The 22,579-nt window shown below is 52.3% G+C and carries 20 protein-coding genes; 11 read left to right on the forward strand and 9 right to left on the reverse strand.

Features of this window, described 5'->3' with window-relative positions; all coding sequences use genetic code 11:
• Positions 1 to 239: 239 nt before the first annotated feature.
• Genes fhuA through fhuB form a run of 4 tightly spaced genes read left to right on the forward strand, consistent with a single transcriptional unit; the run spans position 240 to position 6,200 of the window.
• Entirely contained in the window at positions 240 to 2,483 is a 2,244-nt protein-coding gene (gene fhuA / locus A7589_RS14465) for a ferrichrome porin FhuA (RefSeq protein WP_000135210.1), read from the forward strand.
• A gap of 50 nt (positions 2,484 to 2,533) precedes the next feature.
• On the forward strand, positions 2,534 to 3,331 hold the full coding sequence (fhuC, locus tag A7589_RS14470) for a Fe3+-hydroxamate ABC transporter ATP-binding protein FhuC (RefSeq protein ID WP_001158929.1): 798 nt from the start codon (positions 2,534 to 2,536) through the stop codon (positions 3,329 to 3,331).
• Positions 3,331 to 4,221: a Fe(3+)-hydroxamate ABC transporter substrate-binding protein FhuD gene (gene fhuD / locus A7589_RS14475; protein WP_000016002.1), complete on the forward strand. Its 891-nt coding sequence runs from the start codon at positions 3,331 to 3,333 to the stop codon at positions 4,219 to 4,221. Before fhuC ends, fhuD begins: the two co-directional genes overlap by 1 nt.
• Positions 4,218 to 6,200: a Fe(3+)-hydroxamate ABC transporter permease FhuB gene (gene fhuB, locus A7589_RS14480; RefSeq protein WP_000044015.1), complete on the forward strand. Its 1,983-nt coding sequence runs from the start codon at positions 4,218 to 4,220 to the stop codon at positions 6,198 to 6,200. The genes fhuD and fhuB overlap by 4 nt, the downstream gene beginning before the upstream one ends.
• Before the next feature lie 34 nt (positions 6,201 to 6,234).
• Here the strand turns inward: fhuB and hemL are convergent, their stop codons facing one another.
• Entirely contained in the window at positions 6,235 to 7,515 is a 1,281-nt protein-coding gene (hemL, locus tag A7589_RS14485; RefSeq protein ID WP_000045244.1) for a glutamate-1-semialdehyde 2,1-aminomutase, read from the reverse strand.
• 165 nt (positions 7,516 to 7,680) lie between these two features.
• On the opposite strand from hemL, the gene A7589_RS23315 reads away from it, so the two are divergent.
• The 4 genes from A7589_RS23315 to erpA are packed head-to-tail and all read left to right on the forward strand — an operon-like array spanning position 7,681 to position 9,587.
• Positions 7,681 to 7,743, forward strand: a complete 63-nt coding sequence (locus tag A7589_RS23315; RefSeq protein WP_212741837.1) for a hypothetical protein — start codon at positions 7,681 to 7,683, stop codon at positions 7,741 to 7,743.
• Positions 7,740 to 9,161, forward strand: coding sequence for a H(+)/Cl(-) exchange transporter ClcA (clcA, locus tag A7589_RS14490; RefSeq protein ID WP_000846360.1), 1,422 nt, complete (start codon positions 7,740 to 7,742; stop codon positions 9,159 to 9,161). The genes A7589_RS23315 and clcA overlap by 4 nt, the downstream gene beginning before the upstream one ends.
• A 23-nt stretch (positions 9,162 to 9,184) precedes the next feature.
• Positions 9,185 to 9,250: a small protein YadW gene (gene yadW, locus A7589_RS22850; RefSeq protein WP_122998795.1), complete on the forward strand. Its 66-nt coding sequence runs from the start codon at positions 9,185 to 9,187 to the stop codon at positions 9,248 to 9,250.
• Positions 9,243 to 9,587, forward strand: a complete 345-nt coding sequence (gene erpA, locus A7589_RS14495) for an iron-sulfur cluster insertion protein ErpA (RefSeq protein ID WP_001295564.1) — start codon at positions 9,243 to 9,245, stop codon at positions 9,585 to 9,587. Before yadW ends, erpA begins: the two co-directional genes overlap by 8 nt.
• A gap of 46 nt (positions 9,588 to 9,633) precedes the next feature.
• On the opposite strand, the gene A7589_RS14500 is transcribed toward erpA, so the two are convergent.
• The 3 genes from A7589_RS14500 to mtnN are packed head-to-tail and all read right to left on the reverse strand — an operon-like array spanning position 9,634 to position 11,785.
• Positions 9,634 to 10,257, reverse strand: a complete 624-nt coding sequence (locus A7589_RS14500) for a TRIC cation channel family protein (RefSeq protein WP_000964220.1) — start codon at positions 10,255 to 10,257, stop codon at positions 9,634 to 9,636.
• A gap of 36 nt (positions 10,258 to 10,293) precedes the next feature.
• Positions 10,294 to 11,094 (reverse strand): vitamin B12 ABC transporter substrate-binding protein BtuF, encoded by an 801-nt coding sequence (btuF, locus tag A7589_RS14505; protein ID WP_010355224.1) that lies wholly within the window; start codon positions 11,092 to 11,094, stop codon positions 10,294 to 10,296.
• Positions 11,087 to 11,785: a 5'-methylthioadenosine/S-adenosylhomocysteine nucleosidase gene (mtnN, locus tag A7589_RS14510; protein WP_000689855.1), complete on the reverse strand. Its 699-nt coding sequence runs from the start codon at positions 11,783 to 11,785 to the stop codon at positions 11,087 to 11,089. The genes btuF and mtnN overlap by 8 nt, the downstream gene beginning before the upstream one ends.
• Before the next feature lie 83 nt (positions 11,786 to 11,868).
• On the opposite strand from mtnN, the gene dgt reads away from it, so the two are divergent.
• The 3 genes from dgt (at position 11,869) to cdaR (ending at position 16,251) form a co-directional block, all read left to right on the forward strand.
• Positions 11,869 to 13,386, forward strand: a complete 1,518-nt coding sequence (dgt, locus tag A7589_RS14515) for a dGTPase (protein ID WP_000057106.1) — start codon at positions 11,869 to 11,871, stop codon at positions 13,384 to 13,386.
• 129 nt (positions 13,387 to 13,515) lie between these two features.
• Positions 13,516 to 14,940 carry a serine endoprotease DegP gene (gene degP / locus A7589_RS14525; protein ID WP_000753934.1) on the forward strand — a complete coding sequence of 475 codons (1,425 nt, stop codon included), beginning with the start codon at positions 13,516 to 13,518 and terminating at the stop codon, positions 14,938 to 14,940.
• 153 nt (positions 14,941 to 15,093) lie between these two features.
• Entirely contained in the window at positions 15,094 to 16,251 is a 1,158-nt protein-coding gene (gene cdaR, locus A7589_RS14530) for a DNA-binding transcriptional regulator CdaR (RefSeq protein ID WP_000929428.1), read from the forward strand.
• Positions 16,252 to 16,314: 63 nt separating this feature from the next.
• Here cdaR and A7589_RS14535 read toward each other — a convergent pair whose 3' ends face one another.
• From A7589_RS14535 to map, 5 genes are all read right to left on the reverse strand, one after another.
• On the reverse strand, positions 16,315 to 16,701 hold the full coding sequence (locus tag A7589_RS14535; protein WP_000272188.1) for a DUF3461 family protein: 387 nt from the start codon (positions 16,699 to 16,701) through the stop codon (positions 16,315 to 16,317).
• A 160-nt stretch (positions 16,702 to 16,861) separates the two neighbouring features.
• Positions 16,862 to 17,674 carry a phosphodiesterase YaeI gene (gene yaeI / locus A7589_RS14540; protein WP_000633015.1) on the reverse strand — a complete coding sequence of 271 codons (813 nt, stop codon included), beginning with the start codon at positions 17,672 to 17,674 and terminating at the stop codon, positions 16,862 to 16,864.
• 53 nt (positions 17,675 to 17,727) lie between these two features.
• A complete protein-coding gene (gene dapD, locus A7589_RS14545) occupies positions 17,728 to 18,552 on the reverse strand; it encodes a 2,3,4,5-tetrahydropyridine-2,6-dicarboxylate N-succinyltransferase (RefSeq protein WP_001186663.1) in 825 nt (274 codons plus the stop codon).
• A gap of 30 nt (positions 18,553 to 18,582) precedes the next feature.
• Complete coding sequence (gene glnD / locus A7589_RS14550) at positions 18,583 to 21,255, reverse strand: bifunctional uridylyltransferase/uridylyl-removing protein GlnD (protein ID WP_001094593.1); 2,673 nt, start codon at positions 21,253 to 21,255, stop codon at positions 18,583 to 18,585.
• Between the two features lie 257 nt (positions 21,256 to 21,512).
• Positions 21,513 to 22,307 carry a type I methionyl aminopeptidase gene (gene map / locus A7589_RS14555; RefSeq protein ID WP_001018190.1) on the reverse strand — a complete coding sequence of 265 codons (795 nt, stop codon included), beginning with the start codon at positions 22,305 to 22,307 and terminating at the stop codon, positions 21,513 to 21,515.
• Positions 22,308 to 22,579: the final 272 nt, after the last annotated feature.

A 22,579-nucleotide genomic window follows, 5' to 3' on the forward strand; every position in this document is an offset into this window, starting at 1 on the left:
CTGGGGAATAAATCACTACGCCTTGTGGAGTGAATGAACACAGGGCGTAGATAAGTCAAGTTCAGTAACATCCCGCCTAAACAATTAACCCTTTCTTTTCATCTGATTGTTTATTGACCCTTCAGGGGCGCGCATATTGCGTACCGCTTGCGAACCCGTCAGCCTTTCGAATATTATCTTATCTTTATAATAATCATTCTCGTTTACGTTATCATTCACTTTACATCAGAGATATACCAATGGCGCGTTACAAAACTGCTCAGCCAAAACACTCGCTGCGTAAAATCGCAGTTGTAGTAGCCACAGCGGTTAGCGGCATGTCTGTTTATGCACAGGCAGCGGTTGAACCGAAAGAAGACACTATCACCGTTACCGCAGCACCTGCACCGCAAGAAAGCGCGTGGGGGCCGGCGGCTACCATAGCAGCGCGACAATCCGCTACCGGCACCAAAACAGATACGCCGATTCAAAAAGTGCCACAGTCTATTTCTGTTGTAACCGCCGAAGAGATGGCGCTGCATCAGCCTAAGTCAGTCAAAGAGGCACTTAGCTACACGCCGGGTGTCTCTGTTGGTACGCGTGGCGCATCCAACACCTATGACCACCTGATCATTCGCGGTTTTGCCGCAGAAGGCCAAAGCCAGAATAACTATCTGAACGGCCTGAAGTTGCAGGGTAACTTCTATAACGATGCGGTCATTGACCCGTATATGCTGGAACGTGCTGAAATTATGCGTGGCCCGGTTTCCGTGCTTTACGGTAAAAGCAGCCCTGGCGGCCTGTTGAACATGGTCAGCAAACGCCCGACTACCGAACCTCTGAAAGAAGTTCAGTTTAAAGCCGGTACTGACAGCCTGTTCCAGACCGGTTTTGACTTTAGTGATGCGCTGGATGATGACGGCGTTTACTCTTATCGCCTGACCGGTCTTGCGCGTTCTGCCAATGCTCAGCAGAAAGGGTCAGAAGAGCAGCGTTATGCTATTGCACCGGCGTTCACCTGGCGTCCGGATGATAAAACCAATTTCACCTTCCTTTCTTACTTCCAGAACGAGCCGGAAACCGGTTATTACGGCTGGTTGCCAAAAGAGGGAACCGTTGAGCCGCTGCCGAACGGTAAGCGTCTGCCGACGGACTTTAACGAAGGCGCGAAAAACAACACCTATTCTCGTAATGAGAAGATGGTAGGGTACAGCTTCGACCACGAATTTAACGATACCTTTACCGTGCGTCAGAACCTGCGCTTTGCGGAAAACAAAACCTCGCAAAACAGCGTTTATGGTTACGGTGTCTGCTCCGATCCGGCGAATGCTTACAGCCAACAATGTGCGGCATTAGCGCCTGCGGACAAAGGCCATTATCTGGCACGTAAATACGTCGTTGATGATGAGAAACTGCAAAACTTCTCTGTTGATACCCAGTTGCAGAGCAAGTTTGCCACTGGCGATATCGACCACACCCTGCTGACCGGTGTTGATTTCATGCGTATGCGTAACGACATCAACGCCTGGTTTGGTTACGACGACTCCGTACCGCTGCTCGATCTGTACAATCCAGTGAATACCGATTTCGACTTCAATGCGAAAGATCCGGCAAACTCCGGCCCTTACCGCATTCTGAATAAGCAGAAACAAACGGGTGTTTATGTTCAGGATCAGGCGCAGTGGGATAAAGTGCTGGTCACCCTGGGCGGTCGTTATGACTGGGCGGATCAAGAGTCTCTTAACCGCGTTGCCGGGACGACCGATAAACGTGATGACAAACAGTTTACCTGGCGTGGTGGTGTTAACTACCTGTTTGATAATGGTGTAACACCTTACTTCAGCTATAGCGAATCGTTTGAACCTTCTTCCCAGGTCGGAAAGGATGGTAATATTTTCGCACCGTCTAAAGGTAAGCAGTACGAAGTCGGCGTGAAATATGTGCCGGAAGATCGCCCAATTGTGGTGACAGGTGCACTGTATAATCTCACCAAAACCAATAACCTGATGGCGGACCCTGAGGGTTCTTTCTTCTCGGTTGAAGGTGGCGAGATCCGCGCACGTGGCGTAGAAATCGAAGCAAAAGCGGCGTTGTCGGCGAGTGTTAACGTGGTGGGTTCTTATACCTACACCGATGCGGAATACACCACCGATACTACCTACAAAGGCAATACGCCTGCGCAGGTGCCAAAACACATGGCTTCTCTGTGGGCTGACTACACCTTCTTTGACGGCCCACTTTCAGGTCTGACGCTGGGCACTGGTGGTCGTTATACTGGCTCCAGCTATGGTGATCCGGCTAACTCCTTTAAAGTGGGAAGTTATACGGTCGTGGATGCGTTAGTGCGTTATGATCTGGCGCGAGTCGGTATGGCTGGCTCCAACGTGGCGCTGCATGTCAACAACCTGTTCGATCGTGAATATGTCGCAAGCTGCTTTAATACCTATGGCTGCTTCTGGGGCGCAGAACGTCAGGTCGTTGCAACCGCAACCTTCCGTTTCTAATTTCTCTTTTGGGGCACGGATTTCCGTGCCCGTTTCACAAGTTGGCTGTTATGCAGGAATACACGAATCATTCCGATACCACTTTTGCACTGCGTAATATCTCCTTTCGTGTGCCCGGGCGCACGCTTTTGCATCCGCTGTCGTTAACCTTTCCTGCGGGGAAAGTGACTGGTCTGATTGGTCACAACGGTTCTGGTAAATCCACTCTGCTCAAAATGCTTGGCCGTCATCAGCCACCGTCGGAAGGTGAGATTCTTCTTGATGCCCAGCCGCTGGAAAGCTGGAGCAGCAAAGCGTTCGCCCGCAAAGTGGCTTATTTGCCGCAGCAGCTTCCTCCGGCAGAAGGGATGACCGTGCGTGAACTGGTGGCGATTGGTCGTTACCCGTGGCATGGCGCGCTGGGGCGCTTTGGTGCGGCAGATCGCGAAAAGGTCGAGGAAGCTATCTCGCTGGTTGGTTTAAAACCGCTGGCGCATCGTCTGGTCGATAGTCTCTCTGGCGGCGAACGTCAGCGGGCGTGGATCGCCATGCTGGTGGCGCAGGATAGCCGCTGTCTGTTGCTGGACGAACCGACCTCGGCGCTGGATATCGCCCACCAGGTTGACGTACTGGCGCTGGTGCATCGTTTAAGTCAGGAACGTGGTCTGACGGTCATTGCCGTGCTGCACGATATCAATATGGCGGCACGCTACTGTGATTATCTGGTCGCCCTGCGCGGCGGTGAAATGATTGCTCAGGGAACGCCTGCGGAAATTATGCGCGGCGAAACCCTCGAAATGATTTATGGCATCCCGATGGGGATTTTGCCGCATCCGGCGGGTGCAGCACCTGTGAGTTTTGTTTATTAATGAGCGGCTTACCTCTTATTTCGCGCCGCCGACTGTTAACGGCGATGGCGCTTTCTCCGTTGTTATGGCAGATGAATACCGCCCGCGCGGCGGCTATTGATCCAAATCGTATTGTGGCACTGGAGTGGTTGCCGGTGGAGTTACTACTGGCGCTCGGCATCGTACCTTACGGCGTGGCGGATACTATCAACTATCGACTGTGGGTCAGCGAGCCGCCATTGCCGGAGTCGGTGATTGACGTTGGTTTGCGTACAGAACCTAACCTCGAACTGCTGACCGAAATGAAACCGTCGTTTATGGTCTGGTCGGCGGGATATGGCCCTTCACCAGAAATGTTAGCTCGTATTGCGCCGGGACGCGGATTTAACTTCAGCGACGGCAAACAGCCGCTGGAGATGGCGCGTAAATCACTGACGGAAATGGCCGATTTGCTTAACCTGCAAAGCGCAGCGGAAAAGCATTTAGCGCAATATGAAGATTTTATCCGCAGCATGAAACCCCGCTTTGTGAAGCGAGGAGCGCGTCCATTATTGCTGACAACATTGATTGATCCGCGCCATATGTTGGTCTTCGGTCCAAACAGCCTGTTCCAGGAAATTCTCGATGAATACGGCATTCCAAATGCCTGGCAGGGTGAAACCAACTTCTGGGGCAGTACCGCCGTCAGTATCGATCGTCTGGCAGCGTACAAAGACGTTGATGTGCTCTGTTTTGATCACGACAACAGCAAAGAGATGGACGCGTTAATGGCAACCCCGCTGTGGCAGGCAATGCCGTTTGTCCGTGCCGGACGCTTTCAGCGCGTACCCGCAGTCTGGTTCTATGGTGCGACACTTTCGGCAATGCACTTTGTGCGGATTCTGGATAACGCCATTGGAGGTAAAGCGTGAGTAAACGTATTGCGCTTTTCCCTGCGTTATTGCTGGCGCTGCTGGTGATTGCCGCAGCGGCGTTGACCTGGATGAACTTCTCGCAGGCGCTGCCGCGTAGTCAGTGGGCGCAGGCTGCCTGGTCGCCGGATATCGATGTCATTGAACAGATGATTTTTCACTACAGCTTGCTGCCGCGTCTGGCTATTTCGCTGTTGGTTGGCGCAGGTCTGGGGCTGGTGGGCGTGCTGTTTCAGCAAGTGTTGCGTAACCCTTTGGCAGAACCGACCACGCTGGGCGTCGCAACGGGCGCGCAACTGGGAATTACCGTCACCACGCTCTGGGCGATCCCCGGCGCGATGGCGAGCCAGTTTGCCGCGTTGGCAGGGGCTTGTGTCGTTGGCTTAATTGTCTTTGGCGTCGCGTGGGGGAAACGGCTTTCGCCGGTAACGCTGATCCTCGCGGGGCTGGTGGTGAGCCTTTATTGTGGAGCCATCAACCAGTTACTGGTTATCTTCCATCACGACCAGTTGCAAAGCATGTTCCTGTGGAGCACCGGAACGCTGACGCAAACCGACTGGGGCGGCGTTGAACGTTTATGGCCGCAGTTGCTGGGCGGCGTGATGCTGACGTTACTGCTATTGCGTCCGTTAACCCTGATGGGGCTTGATGATGGCGTGGCGCGCAATCTCGGGCTGGCCTTGTCGCTCGCGCGTCTGGCGGCGCTGTCGCTGGCGATTGTCATCAGTGCTCTGCTGGTGAATGCGGTAGGGATTATCGGCTTTATCGGGTTGTTCGCACCACTGCTGGCGAAAATGCTGGGGGCGCGGCGTTTGCTGCCACGACTGCTGCTGGCGTCGCTGATTGGTGCGTTAATTCTCTGGCTTTCCGATCAAATCATCCTCTGGCTGACTCGTGTGTGGATGGAAGTTTCCACCGGATCGGTGACTGCGTTGATAGGTGCGCCGCTGCTACTGTGGCTGCTGCCGCGTTTACGCAGCATTAGCGCGCCGGATATGAAGGTTAACGATCGTGTCGCGACTGAACGCCAACATGTGCTGGCGTTTGCCCTCGCGGGCGGCGTGCTGCTGCTGATTGCTGTGGTGGTGGCGCTGTCGTTTGGCCGTGATGCGCACGGCTGGACGTGGGCGAGCGGGGCGCTGCTTGATGATTTAATGCCCTGGCGCTGGCCGCGAATTATGGCGGCGCTGTTTGCGGGCGTCATGCTGGCGGTGGCGGGCTGCATTATTCAGCGGCTGACCGGAAACCCGATGGCAAGCCCGGAAGTGCTGGGGATTAGTTCCGGTGCGGCGTTTGGCGTCGTGTTGATGCTGTTTCTGGTGCCGGGCAACGCCTTTGGCTGGCTGTTGCCTGCGGGAAGTCTCGGCGCGGCGGTGACCTTGTTAATCATTATGATCGCTGCCGGTCGCGGAGGTTTTTCCCCACACCGGATGTTGCTTGCGGGGATGGCGTTAAGCACCGCGTTCACCATGCTTTTGATGATGTTGCAGGCGAGTGGTGACCCGCGAATGGCGCAAGTGCTGACCTGGATTTCCGGTTCGACCTACAACGCGACCGATGCACAGGTCTGGCGCACCGGAATTGTGATGGTGATTTTGCTGGCGATTACTCCGCTGTGCCGCCGCTGGCTGACCATTTTACCGCTGGGTGGTGATACCGCACGAGCTGTGGGAATGGCGCTGACGCCGACGCGAATTGCGTTGCTGATGCTGGCGGCCTGTCTGACAGCGACCGCGACGATGACTATTGGACCGTTGAGTTTTGTTGGTCTGATGGCACCGCATATCGCGCGGATGATGGGCTTTCGACGGACGATGCCGCACATTGTGATTTCGGCGTTGGTGGGAGGTTTATTGCTGGTATTCGCTGACTGGTGTGGGCGGATGGTGCTGTTTCCGTTCCAGATCCCAGCGGGGCTGCTATCGACGTTTATTGGCGCGCCGTACTTTATCTATTTGTTGAGAAAGCAGAGCCGTTAATTGAATGCCTCGCCCGGTGGGCGAGGCAAAATCATCACAATTTCGCAAACACCCGACGCGCAGCATCGATGGTGTTGTTGATATCTTCCATGCTGTGCGCCACAGACATAAAGCCCGCTTCAAACGCTGACGGTGCCAGATATACACCTTCATCCAGCATCATATGGAAGAAACGCTTAAAGCGTTCCACGTCACAGGCCATCACGTCCTGGTAGCACGTCACGGACTCGGCGTCGGTAAAGAAAATACCGAACATGCCGCCAACATGGTTAACGACCAGCGGAATTCCCGCTTCTTCTGCCGCTTCCAGCAGACCTTCTGCCAAACGCGTGGTTAACTCATTCAGCGTTTCGTGAATGCCCGGCTGCGCGACTTCATTCAGACAGGCGAAACCTGCTGCCATCGCAATTGGGTTACCGGAAAGCGTACCTGCCTGATAGACCGGGCCGGTCGGAGCCAGTGCATCCATTACATCACGACGACCGCCGAATGCGCCTACTGGCATCCCGCCGCCGATGATTTTGCCCAGGCAGGTGAGATCCGGCACCACGCCGTAATAATCCTGTGCGCCTGCCAGCGCCACGCGGAAACCGGTCATAACTTCATCGATGATCAGCAACGCGCCAAACTCGTCACACAGCGCGCGCAGACCCGGCAGGAACTCTGGCAGCGGAGGAACACAGTTCATGTTGCCTGCCACTGGCTCGACGATAATGCAGGCAATCTCTTGCGGATACTGTTCAAACGCGGCGCGTACAGACGCCAGATCGTTATAGGTACAGGTTAAGGTATGTTTGGCGAAATCTGCCGGAACGCCCGGAGAGTTTGGCTGACCTAACGTGAGCGCGCCAGAACCAGCTTTCACCAGCAGGCAGTCAGCGTGACCGTGGTAACAACCTTCGAATTTAATGATTTTGTCGCGACCGGTAAAACCACGCGCCAGGCGGATGGCGCTCATCGTTGCTTCGGTGCCGGAGTTCACCATGCGCACCATATCCATCGTCGGCACGAGTTCGGTCACCAGCTCCGCCATTTTTACTTCCATTTCGGTCGGCGCGCCAAAGCTCAGACCACGTTCAGCGGCTTCAATCACTGCATTGCGGATCGCCGGATGATTATGACCCAGCACCATCGGCCCCCAGGAACCGACATAATCGATATAGGCTTTGCCATCAACGTCGTACAGATAAGCACCGTCCGCTTTTTCGATAAACAGTGGAGTGCCGCCCACGCCGGTAAAGGCGCGAACAGGAGAGTTCACACCGCCAGGGATCAGCTCGCGCGCTGCGCTGTAAAGGTTTTCAGACTTACTCATGGAGGGTTCCTGATTCGTAGAAAAAGTGAATGGCTGCTATTCTATGTTATTCATAACAAGTTAAATACTCGTCAAACATCAGGTTGCTTATACTGCTGCAACCTGGATTCCTAAGAGTATAAAAGTTTTGAGTATTTGAAACATTACGCTTTGCAAAGGATTTTCATGGAACGAGCGAGTAAAATGCCGTCATCTTATTTGTATGACCAATATGTGATCATTGGATGAAAACCGAAACTCCTTCTTATGAAATACCGCAGGCCGCGCGTCTGCGACGCAGACAACTGATTCGCCAACTTCTTGAGCGCGACAAAACGCCATTAGCCATTTTGTTTATGGCGGCGGTCGTCGGCACCCTTGTCGGGCTGGCGGCAGTTGCTTTTGACAAAGGCGTCGCCTGGTTGCAAAACCAACGTATGGGCGCGCTGGTACATACCGCTGATAATTACCCACTTCTGTTAACCGTCGCTTTTCTTTGTTCGGCGGTGCTGGCAATGTTCGGCTACTTTCTGGTGCGTAAATACGCGCCAGAAGCAGGTGGTTCGGGGATTCCGGAAATTGAAGGGGCGCTGGAAGATCAACGTCCCGTTCGCTGGTGGCGTGTATTGCCGGTGAAATTCTTTGGCGGGTTGGGGACACTCGGTGGTGGTATGGTTCTGGGGCGTGAAGGACCAACCGTGCAAATCGGCGGTAACATTGGCCGTATGGTGCTTGATATTTTCCGCATGAAAGGTGATGAAGCTCGCCACACGTTGCTGGCAACCGGTGCTGCGGCGGGTCTGGCGGCGGCCTTTAACGCGCCGCTGGCGGGTATTCTATTTATTATCGAAGAGATGCGTCCGCAATTTCGCTATACGCTGATTTCGATTAAGGCGGTATTTATTGGCGTCATTATGTCGACCATTATGTACCGGATATTTAATCACGAAGTCGCGTTAATTGACGTCGGTAAACTTTCTGACGCGCCGCTCAATACGCTGTGGCTTTATCTGATCCTCGGTATTATTTTTGGTATTTTCGGCCCTATTTTTAATAAATGGGTGCTGGGGATGCAGGATTTACTGCACCGTGTGCACGGCGGCAATATCACTAAATGGGTGCTGATGGGCGGTGCGATTGGCGGCCTGTGCGGTTTGCTGGGGTTCGTTGCGCCAGAAACTTCGGGCGGCGGTTTTAACCTGATTCCTATCGCCACAGCGGGGAATTTCAGCATGGGAATGCTGATTTTTATTTTTGTCGCTCGGGTGATCACTACGCTGCTCTGCTTCTCTTCCGGTGCGCCGGGCGGTATTTTCGCTCCGATGCTGGCGCTCGGTACGGTTTTGGGAACGGCATTTGGCATGGCTGCCACGGAGATATTTCCGCAATACCACCTTGAAGCAGGGACATTTGCTATTGCTGGAATGGGGGCGTTACTGGCAGCCTCTGTTCGTGCGCCGTTGACCGGGATCATCCTGGTGCTTGAGATGACAGATAACTATCAGCTCATTTTGCCAATGATTATTACCGGTCTTGGCGCAACACTATTAGCACAATTTACTGGTGGGAAACCGTTATACTCGGCGATTCTTGCCCGCACGCTGGCAAAACAGGAAGCGGAGCAGCTGGCGCGAAGCAAGGCCGTGGCTGCCAGCGAGAATACTTGAATGAAATACCAGGGTATTAGATAATGGCAGTTATTATTGGGTTAGAATTTGCCCAATTGCCGATGTCGTTTGGAGCAAAATATGAGTGATGACGTAGCACTGCCGCTGGAGTTTACCGACGCAGCAGCCAACAAAGTTAAAAGCCTGATCGCTGACGAAGATAACCCGAATCTGAAATTACGCGTGTATATCACCGGTGGCGGTTGCAGCGGCTTCCAGTATGGTTTCACCTTTGATGATCAGGTGAACGAAGGCGATATGACCATCGAAAAACAGGGCGTTGGCCTGGTGGTTGACCCGATGAGCCTGCAATATCTGGTCGGCGGTTCCGTTGATTATACCGAAGGTCTGGAAGGTTCACGCTTCATCGTAACCAACCCGAATGCGAAAAGCACCTGCGGTTGCGGTTCTTCCTTCAGCATCTAATCTGCTGTTAATGTGCCGGATAAACTATCCGGCACATCTTCTCTCTTCAACGCCCATTCTCATCCAGCGCAAAAGTCGGCAATTTCAGATGCCACCGAATAGCCGCCAGCCGAATTAATAGCGTTACAACCATTCCCATCATACTGGCTGTTTCCAGCGGTACGGAGAAGGTGTAATGAGCTGTCGCGTGGACAATACCGCCGATAATACAGGCCGTTGCGTAGATTTCTGTGCGTAATATCATGGGGATTTCGCGCGCCAGCACATCGCGGATGATCCCGCCGCCAACGCCGGTGATCACACCCATACAAACCGCGATTAACGGGCCGGCTTCCGCATTAAAGGCTTTGTTGACGCCAATGCCAACGAACACAGCCAGACCAACAGCATCCAGTACCGGCAGCATCCATTTGGGTAAGCGCCTTGGCTGGCGTACCAGAACGATAGTCAGCATACTGGTCACCATCGCGACAACCAGATCGGTGGGATCTTTCACCCAAAATACCGGACCGTGATCCAGCGCCATGTCGCGAATTGTCCCGCCACCTACTGCGGTAACCACGCCCAGAACCAGGACGCCAAAAGGGTCCATACGCAATTTTCCGGCCAGCAAAACGCCGGAGATGGCAAATACCGCTGTACCGACTATATCCAGCCAATAGACGAGCATTTTTCAATCCCCACTGAGCACCTGAAAGGTCAGGCGCTAATCCACTTGTGAAAGCGCATTACAGAGTTGTTGTGCAGCGAGGATAATACGTGGGCTTGCGCGTTCAAACCAGTCACTTGTGAGAGGAATAACGGGAATTTTGAGTTGTTCGCCCCAGTATTGCTTTATTTTAGGAATTTTATCCGCTCCGCCAGTGATGACAATGGCCTGCGGCGCGCGTGCTAATACTTGTTCACGGCTAACCTGCGGCCAGGGAACTCGACTGTCTTTAAAGATGTTTTCTCCGCCGCAAACTTCCAGTATCTGGTTCTGAATCGACTCTTTTCCGCTGGTGAATGGCGGATTAATGCCGAATTGTAAGAAAACACGTTTTTTCGGTTTATCAGCATATTGCGCTTTCAGTTGCGCATACTGTTCCAGTAAGGTTTGCGCGGCTTTTCCGGCCTTGTCAGGTTGCGGACTCCAGGGAGCCAGTTGACGTAACGCATCGGCAATTTGTTCAATGCTTGTCGCATCGACCCACATGACTTTTATTCCCAGCGAAGCAAGCTGGTCAACCTGCCGCTCGGCATTGCCTCCGCGCCAGGCAACCACCAAATCGGGTTTCAGCGCCACGATGCGTTCCAGATTCATCCCTTGCCAGGTGGAAACCTGCTCAATCTTCTGTGCTTCTGGCGGGTAGTCGGAATAACTGCTGACCCCTACCGGCGTGATCCCGGCGGCAAAGGCAAGTTCAGTGTTGGCAGGAGAAAGTGTGATAACGCGCGGCGCGGCGTTGAGCCACAGCGGCGCGAGAAAAGACAGGGCGACCAGCGCCCTGAACAGTGACTTAGCCATGAGCCAGTTTCTGCACCAGTGATTCAACCATCAGGCTGGACTGTTTGGCTGCAACGGCCAGAAATTCGTCGAAGCTGAGATGAGACTGTTGATCAGCCACGTCGGAGATGGCGCGTACCACCACAAACGGTACGTTAAAATTGTGGCAAACATGAGCGATAGCTGTCGCTTCCATCTCTACCGCAATGGCCTGCGGGAAGTTGTGGCGGATTTTCGCCAGGCCAACAGAGCCGTTGATGAACGCGTCGCCGCTGACAATCAGACCACGTACAGCGTTAAGATTCAGTTCGGCAATGCAGGACTCGGCGGCAGCGATCAGTTTATCATCAGCTTTGAAGCCTGCCGGGCAGCCAGGTAACTGACCATATTCATAACCAAATGCCGTGACATCCGCGTCGTGATAGCGTGCTTCGTCAGAGACAACGATATCGCCCACTTTCAGCGTTGGCGCCAGGCCCCCTGCAGAACCGGTGTTAATAATCACATCTGGTTTGCAGTGTTCCAGCAGCAGAGTCGCACCCAGCGCCGCAGCGACTTTACCGATGCCCGATTTCAGAAGGGCAACCTCGGTTCCGTTCAGTTGACCTGTGTAGATTTCACAGCCACCCAGACGGAGAGTTTGACGGTTTTCGATTTTGTCACGCAGCAGCGTAACTTCTTCTTCCATTGCACCAATGATGCCGATTTTCATAGATTTACTCGCGATAAGCCCGATTTGAGGGCATAGTTTATCATGCGCTTACGGGGAAGCGTATTTCTCACGCGGGAGAGGACATGGCACAGATTGATTTCCGAAAAAAAATAAACTGGCATCGTCGTTATCGTTCACCGCAGGGTGTTAAAACCGAACATGAGATCTTGCGGATCTTCGAAAGCGATCGCGGACGTATTATTAACTCTCCGGCGATTCGTCGTCTGCAACAAAAGACCCAGGTTTTTCCACTTGAGCGCAATGCTGCTGTACGCACGCGTCTTACCCATTCAATGGAAGTTCAGCAGGTGGGGCGCTATATCGCCAAAGAGATTTTAAGTCGTCTGAAAGAACTTAAATTGCTGGAGGAGTACGGCCTGGATGAACTGACCGGGCCGTTTGAAAGCATTGTCGAGATGTCATGCCTGATGCACGATATCGGTAATCCACCGTTTGGTCATTTTGGCGAAGCGGCTATAAATGACTGGTTTCGCCAGCGTTTGTACCCAGCGGATGCCGAAAGTCAGCCGCTGACCGACGATCGCTGTAGCGTGACAGCGTTGCGATTGCGGGAAGGGGAGGAACAACTTAACGAGCTGCGGCGCAAAATTCGTCAGGACTTATGTCATTTTGAAGGTAATGCACAAGGTATTCGTCTGGTGCATACATTGATGCGGATGAATCTCACCTGGGCGCAGGTTGGCGGTATTTTAAAATATACTCGTCCGGCGTGGTGGCGTGGTGAAACGCCTGAGACTCACCACTATTTAATGAAAAAACCGGGCTATTATCTTTCTGAAGAAGCCTATATTGCCCGTTTGCGTAAAGAACTTTATTTGGCGCTTTACAGTCGTTTTCCATTAACGTGGATTATGGAAGCAGCTGACGATATCTCTTATTGTGTGGCTGATCTTGAAGATGCGGTAGAGAAAAGAATATTTACCGTTGAGCAGCTTTATCATCATTTGCATGATGCGTGGGGTCAGCATGAGAAAGGTTCTCTGTTTGCACAAGTGGTAGAAAATGCTTGGGAAAAATCGCGCTCAAATAGTTTAAGCCGCAGTACGGAAGATCAGTTTTTTATGTATTTACGGGTGAACACCCTCAATAAGCTGGTGCCCTATGCGGCACAACGATTTATTGATAATTTGCCGACGATTTTTGCCGGAACGTTTAATCATGCCCTGTTAGAAGATGCCAGTGAATGTAGTGAACTTTTGAAGTTATATAAAAATGTCGCCGTAAAACATGTGTTTAGCCATCCAGATGTCGAGCAGCTTGAGTTGCAGGGGTATCGGGTGATTAGCGGGTTATTAGAGATTTATCGTCCTTTATTAAGCATGTCATTATCAGACTTTACTGAACTGGTAGAAAAAGAGCGAGTAAAACGTTTCCCCATTGAATCACGCTTATTCCATAAGCTCTCAACGCGCCATCGGCTGGCCTATGTCGAGGCTGTCAGTAAATTATCGTCAGATTCTCCTGAGTTCCCGTTATGGGAATATTATTATCGTTGTCGGCTGTTACAGGATTATATCAGTGGCATGACGGACCTTTATGCGTGGGATGAATATCGGCGGCTGATGGCGGTAGAACAATAACCAGGCTTTTGTAAAGACGGACAATAAATTTTTACTTTTTGCAGAAACTTTAGTTCGGAACTTCGCGCTATAAAACGAATCTGAAGAACACAGCAATTTTGCGTTATCTGTTAATCGAGACTGAAATACATGAAAAAAACCACATTAGCACTGAGTGCACTGGCTCTGAGTTTAGGTTTGGCGTTATCTCCGCTCTCTGCAACGGCGGCTGAGACTTCTTCAGCAACGACAGCCCAGCAGATGCCAAGCCTTGCACCGATGCTCGAAAAGGTGATGCCTTCAGTGGTCAGCATTAACGTAGAAGGTAGCACAACCGTTAATACGCCGCGTATGCCGCGTAATTTCCAGCAGTTCTTCGGTGATGATTCTCCGTTCTGCCAGGACGGTTCTCCGTTCCAGAGCTCTCCGTTCTGCCAGGGCGGGCAGGGCGGTAACGGCGGCGGCCAGCAACAAAAATTTATGGCGCTGGGGTCTGGCGTTATTATTGATGCCGATAAAGGCTATGTCGTCACCAACAACCACGTTGTCGATAACGCGACAGTCATTAAAGTTCAGTTAAGTGATGGTCGTAAGTTCGACGCGAAAATGGTCGGCAAAGATCCGCGTTCTGATATCGCGCTGATCCAAATCCAGAACCCGAAAAACCTGACTGCAATTAAGATGGCGGATTCCGACGCGTTGCGCGTGGGGGATTACACCGTCGCTATCGGTAACCCGTTTGGTCTGGGCGAGACGGTAACTTCCGGTATCGTCTCTGCGTTGGGGCGTAGCGGCCTGAATGCCGAAAACTACGAAAACTTCATCCAGACCGATGCGGCGATCAACCGTGGTAACTCCGGTGGTGCGCTGGTTAACCTGAACGGCGAACTGATCGGTATCAACACCGCGATCCTCGCACCGGACGGCGGCAACATCGGTATCGGTTTTGCTATCCCGAGCAACATGGTGAAAAACCTGACCTCGCAGATGGTGGAATACGGCCAGGTGAAACGCGGTGAGCTGGGTATTATGGGAACCGAACTGAACTCCGAACTGGCGAAAGCGATGAAAGTTGACGCCCAGCGCGGTGCATTCGTAAGTCAGGTTCTGCCGAATTCTTCTGCCGCGAAAGCTGGTATTAAAGCAGGTGATGTGATCACCTCCCTGAACGGTAAGCCAATCAGCAGCTTTGCCGCGCTGCGAGCTCAGGTTGGCACTATGCCAGTGGGCAGCAAACTGACTCTGGGCTTACTGCGCGACGGTAAGCAGGTTAACGTGAACCTGGAACTGCAGCAGAGCAGCCAGAATCAGGTTGATTCCAGCTCCATCTTCAACGGCATTGAAGGCGCTGAGATGAGCAACAAAGGCAAAGATCAGGGCGTCGTCGTGAACAACGTGAAAACGGGCACCCCGGCTGCACAGATTGGCCTGAAAAAAGGTGATGTGATTATTGGCGCGAACCAGCAGGCAGTGAAAAACATCGCTGAACTGCGTAAAGTTCTCGACAGTAAACCGTCCGTGCTGGCACTGAACATTCAGCGCGGCGACAGCACCATCTACCTGTTAATGCAGTAATCTCCCTTAACCCCTTCCCGTCCAGGGAAGGGGGTCTTCATGCAATCTGTGAACTACCCCACAACTCCATATATATCTTCGTTCCTTTGGGCATTTGCACAATGCCGCGCTTCCCTCACTTCCTTATGCTAAACCGTGCACAACGGAGGGCTTATGGCTGGCTGGCATCTTGATACCAAAATGGCGCAGGACATTGTGGCGCGCACCATGCGCATTATCGATACCAATATCAATGTAATGGATGCTCGCGGGCGCATTATTGGCAGCGGCGATCGTGAACGTATTGGTGAATTGCACGAAGGTGCGTTGCTGGTACTTTCGCAGGGACGAGTAGTCGATATCGATGACGCGGTAGCACGTCATCTGCACGGTGTGCGGCAGGGGATTAATCTACCGTTACGGCTGGAAGGTGAGATTGTCGGCGTAATTGGCCTGACTGGTGAACCAGAGAATCTGCGCAAATATGGCGAACTGGTCTGTATGACGGCTGAAATGATGCTGGAACAGTCGCGGTTGATGCACCTGCTGGCGCAGGATAGCCGTTTGCGGGAAGAACTGGTGATGAACCTGATTCAGGCCGAGGAGAATACACCCGCACTCACTGAATGGGCGCAACGGCTGGGGATCGACCTCAATCAACCGCGAGTGGTGGCTATTGTCGAGGTCGACAGCGGTCAGCTTGGCGTAGATAGCGCAATGGCGGAGTTACAGCAATTGCAAAACGCGCTGATTACACCCGAGCGTAATAATCTGGTGGCGATTGTCTCGCTGACCGAAATGGTGGTGTTGAAACCGGCGTTGAATCCGTTTGGGCGCTGGGATGCAGAAGAACATTGTAAGCGAGTTGAGCAGCTCATTACTCGTATGAAAGAGTACGGTCAGCTGCGATTTCGCGTTTCGTTGGGTAATTATTTTACCGGACCTGGCAGTATTGCTCGCTCTTACCGCACGGCGAAAACAACGATGGTGGTTGGTAAACAGCGAATGCCCGAAAATCGCTGCTATTTTTATCAGGATTTGATGCTGCCAGTCTTACTTGATAGTTTGCGCGGCGACTGGCAGGCCAACGAACTGGCGCGACCGCTGGCGCGATTGAAAGCGATGGACACTAACGGCTTGCTGCGGCGAACGCTGGCAGCGTGGTTTCGCCATAATGTGCAACCGCTGGCAACGTCAAAGGCGCTGTTTATCCATCGAAATACGCTGGAGTATCGACTTAATCGCATCTCTGAATTAACCGGGCTGGATTTGGGCAATTTTGATGACAGGTTGCTGCTGTATGTGGCGCTGCAACTGGATGAAGAGCGGTAGGTTCATAACAAAATTAAAGCCGGGTGATACTTTACCCGGCTCGCAGAATGACATCAGTTACTATTATTTGCGTGTCAGCTTTTCCAGATCCGCTTCAATCTCACTGATCTTATTGGTTACCACTGACTCCAGGTGACGCAAGTCATCGAGGATCTTACGCTTAAGGTCAACTTCGCTACGGTCACGCTGGCAGATTTGATCAAGCTCATCAATGATATAACGAAGATTTGGGCTGATTTCCTGCACTTCTTTATAACCCTGACCCACACCATCGGCGACCACCGTTTTGCGCTGACGCGGATATTTAAACTTCACGCTCTTGGCGAAAAACTCACCTTTGTCTTTCTGAAAATAGATTTTCAGAATATCGTTGTTGGCTTCCTGCCGGAGGCTGTAACGATCAATTTCTTCAGGATTGGTAATACCCAGACTTTTCAGATTGTCGTACATAGCGTTACCTCAAAATGAGTCAGTAAATTGTGCTTATTTTAGCATTTGGCCTGGCCCGCCCGGCTCGACTGTGATCGCAGAAAGCCTTTTTCTTCCAGACTTCTATCATGGCGTAAAAATCAAAAAATTACCTGCTTTATTGTGGCGATAAAATTCACGTCTACACCAGTTCCAGCATCGTTACTTCCGGGCGGCAGTTCAGACGCAAACCATACAAACTGCCCACGCCACGGGTTGTGTAGATGTGTCGTTCGCCAAAGGCATTTAATCCGGCGACGTAACGTTTATCTTCGACAGGGGCAAAAGGTTCACCAACCAACGGTACGCGCAGTTGCCCGCCATGAGTATGGCCGCACAGCATCAGATCCCAGGGTTCATCACGCATGACTTCTTTGCTGTCGGGATTATGTGCCAGCACCAGACGAGGCAGATTTGCTTCGCTGGCAGGAGGTGGTTTGCATTGCCCGGCCCATAAATCACCGGTGCTTACCAGTTCAAATTGTCTGTTCGGCGTGGCGATCACCGTTGCCTGGTTAAACAACACCGTGATGCCCGCCGATTTCAGCGCATCGCCAATTAAGCGATTCTTTTGTGTGCCGACGGGGCGATCGTGGTTGCCAAAACAGGCAAATGTCGGCGCACATTTGGCAAGGGGAGAGAGTACGTCACTGAACGCCGAAAAATTCAGCGGCATATCAAATAAGACATAATCGCCGCCCAGCAAAATCAAATCAGGCTTTTGCGCTACGCCAAGGGCAATAGCGTCAGAAATCAGGTTTAAAGGAACAAAACGAGAGTAATGGAGATCTGCCAGAAAAAGAATTTTGAATGGAGGAGCTTTGTCTTTAAAAAAGGCGAGGCGGTGATGGGTTAATTCAAGCCAGCTGGGTTCCAGGTAATGCATATAACCGAAACCTGAACTCACCGCTAACGTTGCGGCGGTAGCCTGTAAAAAACGCCTGCGTGTGATCATCATCCATCCCTGCAAAAAAACTGGGCAGCATCATGCTGCCCGTGTACGTACTCTTAATCGATGGTACGCAGCAGTTCGTTAATGCCGACTTTGCCGCGAGTTTTCGCGTCAACTTTCTTAACGATAACCGCACAGTAGAGGCTGTATTTGCCATCTTTCGACGGCAGGTTGCCAGAAACAACCACAGAACCTGCCGGAACGCGGCCGTAGTGGATTTCGCCGGTTTCACGGTCGTAAATACGGGTGCTCTGACCGATATATACGCCCATGGAAATGACGGAGCCTTCTTCGACAATTACGCCTTCAACCACTTCAGAGCGCGCGCCGATGAAGCAGTTATCTTCAATGATGGTCGGGTTAGCCTGCAGCGGCTCCAGCACACCACCAATGCCTACACCACCAGACAGGTGGACGTTTTTACCAATCTGCGCACAGGAACCGACGGTGGCCCAGGTATCAACCATCGTACCTTCATCAACATATGCGCCAATGTTGACGTAAGACGGCATCAGCACGGTGTTACGGGCAATAAACGCACCCTGACGTACCGCCGCTGGTGGTACAACACGGAAGCCTTCTTTCTGGAAACGTGCTTCGTCGTAGTTGGCGAATTTCATCGGCACTTTATCGAAGTAGCGGCTTTCTGCCCCTTCGATCACCTGATTATCATTAATACGGAAAGAGAGCAGCACCGCTTTTTTCAACCACTGATGCGTCACCCACTGACCGTCAATTTTTTCCGCAACACGCAGCGCGCCGGAGTCCAGCAGCGAGATCACCTGATTTACCGCTTCGCGGGTAACGGTGTCTGCATTAGCTGGCGTGATTTCGGCACGGCGTTCAAAAGCGGTTTCAATAATGTTCTGTAACTGCTGCATTGTTAAACTCTTTTCATATCAGTAAACACATCACCCTTTATCGTTTGGATTGAGGGCCTCTGTCAACCGCTGATGCACTTCCTGCTGCAACTCATTATTAAGTGCACGTCGGTCGGCGGTGGCGATTATGAATAAATCTTCTACTCGCTCACCAATGGTTGTAATTCGGGCGCCATGAAGCGAAATTCCCAGATCGGCAAAAATTTTCCCCACCCGTGCCAGCAGTCCTGGTTGGTCGAGGGCGATCAGTTCGAGGAATGATTTTCGGTCGGTATGGGTCGGCAAAAACGTCACTTCGGTTTCAACAGTAAAGTGACGTAATTTGGCGGGTTGACGACGCGGCTGTGGCGGTTGCCAGGTGCTTTGTGTCAGCACCTGTTCCAGACCAAAGCGAATAACCTCATGGCGATCTGCGGATAGCGGGCTGCCATCCGGCTCCAGCACAATGAAGGTATCCATCGCCATACCGTCGCGGGTCGTGAAAATTTGCGCGTCATGAACGCTTAAATTGCGGCGGTCTAATTCGGCACACACGGCAGCAAAGAGATATGGACGGTCAGGGCTCCAGATAAATATCTCCGTACCGCCGCGCGTAGCCTGTGGGCTAAGTAATACCAGCGGCTTGCTTAAATCATGTTGTAATAAATGGCGAGCGTGCCAGGCCAGTTGATTTGGGCTATGGCGGACAAAATAGTTAGCGCGACAGCGAGACCAGATCTGGTGTAGCGCCTCTTCGTCGATATTGTCCATACGCAGCAGCGCCAGCGCCTGAAGCTGGTGATGGCGAACCCGTTCGCGCATATCTGGCGTGTTTTGCATTCCGCGTCGTAGCTGTTTTTCGGTGGCAAAATAGAGTTCGCGCAACAGACTTTGCTTCCAGCTATTCCACAGCGTTTCGTTGGTGGCGCAAATATCGGCTACCGTCAGACAGACCAGAAAACGCAGTCGATTTTCCGTTTGTACTTCTTCGGCGAATTGTTTGATGACTTCCGGATCCTGAATATCGCGGCGCTGGGCGGTGACCGACATCAGCAAGTGCTGGCGAACCAGCCAGGCGACCAGTTGCGTTTCGCGTGAGTTCAGACCGTGGAGTTCGGCAAAATGCACCACGTCTTGTGCGCCGAGTATGGAGTGATCGCCGCCGCGCCCTTTGGCGATATCGTGAAACAGTGCGGCGATGAAAATCAGCTCCGGTGACGGCAGGCGCGGCCAGACGTCCACACACAACGGATGGCGCTGGCGCGTTTCTTCACTGGCAAAACTCTCCAGTTTCAACATCACGCGAATGGTATGTTCATCCACTGTGTAAGCGTGGAACAGGTCAAACTGCATCTGCCCAACGATATGCGACCATTGGGGCATATAGGCGCCCAGCACGCTATGGCGATGCATCGGCAGTAACCCGCGACGCATTGCGCCGGGGTGACGCAGAATGCTCAAAAATAGCTTTCGCGCTTCAGGAATGTTGCACAGTGGTTGTTGCAGATGACGGCGGGCGTGACGTAACTGGCGCAGCGTGGTGGAGTAAATGCCGGTGATCGCGCTATTACGCACCATCGTATAGAACATGCGTAATATCGCTTCCGGTTGACGCATAAACAGCGTTTCATCGCGCAGGTCGATAAGCGTACCGCGTAGCTGAAACTCATCGTCAATCGGACGCGGCTTTTCATCGGCGGGCAGGGCGAGGATGGCTTCATCAAACAGTTGTAGCAGCATCTGGTTGAGTTCGCTGACGCGGCGCGTGACGCGGAAATAATCCTTCATCATCCGCTCGACCGGTTCGTTACCTTCACCACTGTAATTCAGACGCTGGGCGACGCTAAGCTGGCGATCAAACAACAGGCGGTTATCGTAACGGCTGACGACCAGATGCAGGGCAAAGCGAATACGCCACAAAATATGCAGGCACTCGTTTAATTCTGCTCGTTCCGCTGAGGTTAAGAAGCCAAACCCGACCATTTCATCCAGCGATGTTGCGCCAAAATGGCGGCGGGCCACCCACTGTAAAGTGTGTATATCACGTAAGCCACCGGGGCTGCTTTTGATGTCTGGCTCAAGGTTGTAGCTGGTTCCGTGGTAACGCTGATGGCGCTGGTTCTGTTCTTCAACTTTCGCCGCGTAGAACTTGTCGGAAGGCCAGAATCCTTCGCTGAAAATGTGTTTTTGCAGTTCGAGAAATAGCGCCACATCGCCAATCAACAGGCGTGATTCAATTAAATTGGTGGCGACGGTTAAATCCGATAACCCTTCCAGGATGCATTCTTCAAGCGTACGTACGCTATGACCAACTTCCAGTTTCACATCCCAGAGCAGCGTTAACAGCTCGCCTACTTTTTGTGCCTGGTCGTCCGGGAGTTTCTTACGGCTTAAGATCAGTAAATCGACGTCTGAAAGCGGATGCAGCTCGCCACGACCATAGCCACCGACAGCGACCAGCGCCAGGTCGGCAATCTGGCTGAAACCGGCTTCAATCCATAACCGTTGCAGGAGTTGGTCGATAAACTCGGTACGGGCTTCAATCAATTGTTCTGCGGAGATCCCGCTATCAAAGGCATCGCCCAGCCAACGCTGGAAGGTATCAATATGGGCTTTTATCCCAGAGACGGTTAATTCGTCACGGGGCCAGACGCATGGATTTTGCGGTTGACCGGGCAGGGTGGGGAGAGCGGTATTTGCGTACTGTTCTGGAAGGGTATTCATTGTGCGCCACCCATAGGATTAAATTATCGCATTAAAAAAGCCGGCATTCGCCGGCTTCAGATGACTGACAAACTGGCTTAATAGCCAAAATGGGCACGTTTTCCCCCTCGCCCTTTTAGGGAGAGGGTCGGGGTGAGGGTGATTATTCGCACCAGAACTGGTCTGTTCCCCTCACCCTAACCCTCTCCCCTGAAGGGGCGAGGGGACTGTCCGGGCTCTTTTTTAGGCCTTGTCATCAGTCTGAAGCCAGCTTTATTTTATTCGTCGTGCGAGATTATCGCCGGGATGGTGTCATCCTTGCGTAGCGTCAGAATTTCGCAGCCGTTATCAGTCACCACAATAGTATGCTCGTATTGTGCAGACAAGCTGCGATCTTTGGTTTTTACCGTCCAGCCATCTTTCATGGTGCGGATCTCTTTTTTACCCGCGTTGACCATTGGCTCGATGGTGAACGTCATCCCCGGTTTCAGCACGACATTGGTTTCAGGAGAGTCATAGTGCAGCACCTGCGGTTCTTCATGGAAGCCGCGACCAATACCGTGACCGCAATATTCACGAACGACGGAGAAGCCTTCTGCTTCGACAAATTTCTGAATCGCCGCGCCGATTTCGCGCAGATTGATGCCTGGTTTTACCATACGCAGCGCCAGGTACAGGCTCTCTTGCGTGATGCGGCACAGGCGTTCGCCCATGATGGTTGGCTTACCGACGATAAACATTTTCGAGGTGTCGCCGTGGAAACCGTCTTTAATTACGGTGACGTCAATGTTAACGATATCGCCGTCTTTCAGCAGCTTGGCGTCGTCCGGGATACCGTGGCACACCACTTCATTAATAGAGATGCAAACGGATTTCGGATAACCGTGATAGCCGAGGCAGGCAGAAACCGCGTGTTGTTCATTCACAATGTAATCATTACAGATGCGATCCAGCTCGCCGGTGCTGACGCCCGGTTTAACATAGGGTTCGATCATTTCCAGCACTTCGGCAGCCAGGCGGCCAGCGACGCGCATTTTTTCGATATCTTCAGGGGTCTTGATTGAGATAGCCATTAATTCTGTCCATCAGCGTCGGTGATACCGACAATATATATGTAAGTGCTGTCAATGGTATCACACCCTGTCAAATTGAGAATCATTCTGAACTTCGCGAAACGTGCCACCGAGGGTTTTCTATAATAGAAAATTCAGCGTCTGATGCTGTACACAGCGCCAACAATTATTGGAGTCCACGGCGTATTTGTGGTATAAAGCGCGCCGGACTTCCGATCCATTTCGTATACACAGACTGGACGGAAGCGACAATCTCACTTTGTGTAACAACA

This window comes from Escherichia sp. MOD1-EC6475, assembly GCF_003046645.1.
GTDB lineage: Bacteria > Pseudomonadota > Gammaproteobacteria > Enterobacterales > Enterobacteriaceae > Escherichia > Escherichia ruysiae.

Coding starts and splice junctions, on each gene's coding strand:
- fhuD (WP_000016002.1), top strand. CDS start 3,331: ATGAGCGGCTTACCTCTTATTTCGCGCCGCCGACTGTTAACGGCGATG.
- map (WP_001018190.1), bottom strand. CDS start 22,307: ATGGCTATCTCAATCAAGACCCCTGAAGATATCGAAAAAATGCGCGTC.
- yaeI (WP_000633015.1), bottom strand. CDS start 17,674: ATGATCACACGCAGGCGTTTTTTACAGGCTACCGCCGCAACGTTAGCG.
- clcA (WP_000846360.1), top strand. CDS start 7,740: ATGAAAACCGAAACTCCTTCTTATGAAATACCGCAGGCCGCGCGTCTG.
- erpA (WP_001295564.1), top strand. CDS start 9,243: ATGAGTGATGACGTAGCACTGCCGCTGGAGTTTACCGACGCAGCAGCC.
- fhuA (WP_000135210.1), top strand. CDS start 240: ATGGCGCGTTACAAAACTGCTCAGCCAAAACACTCGCTGCGTAAAATC.
- mtnN (WP_000689855.1), bottom strand. CDS start 11,785: ATGAAAATCGGCATCATTGGTGCAATGGAAGAAGAAGTTACGCTGCTG.
- fhuC (WP_001158929.1), top strand. CDS start 2,534: ATGCAGGAATACACGAATCATTCCGATACCACTTTTGCACTGCGTAAT.
- glnD (WP_001094593.1), bottom strand. CDS start 21,255: ATGAATACCCTTCCAGAACAGTACGCAAATACCGCTCTCCCCACCCTG.
- degP (WP_000753934.1), top strand. CDS start 13,516: ATGAAAAAAACCACATTAGCACTGAGTGCACTGGCTCTGAGTTTAGGT.
- A7589_RS14535 (WP_000272188.1), bottom strand. CDS start 16,701: ATGTACGACAATCTGAAAAGTCTGGGTATTACCAATCCTGAAGAAATT.
- cdaR (WP_000929428.1), top strand. CDS start 15,094: ATGGCTGGCTGGCATCTTGATACCAAAATGGCGCAGGACATTGTGGCG.
- btuF (WP_010355224.1), bottom strand. CDS start 11,094: ATGGCTAAGTCACTGTTCAGGGCGCTGGTCGCCCTGTCTTTTCTCGCG.
- hemL (WP_000045244.1), bottom strand. CDS start 7,515: ATGAGTAAGTCTGAAAACCTTTACAGCGCAGCGCGCGAGCTGATCCCT.
- dgt (WP_000057106.1), top strand. CDS start 11,869: ATGGCACAGATTGATTTCCGAAAAAAAATAAACTGGCATCGTCGTTAT.
- A7589_RS14500 (WP_000964220.1), bottom strand. CDS start 10,257: ATGCTCGTCTATTGGCTGGATATAGTCGGTACAGCGGTATTTGCCATC.
- dapD (WP_001186663.1), bottom strand. CDS start 18,552: ATGCAGCAGTTACAGAACATTATTGAAACCGCTTTTGAACGCCGTGCC.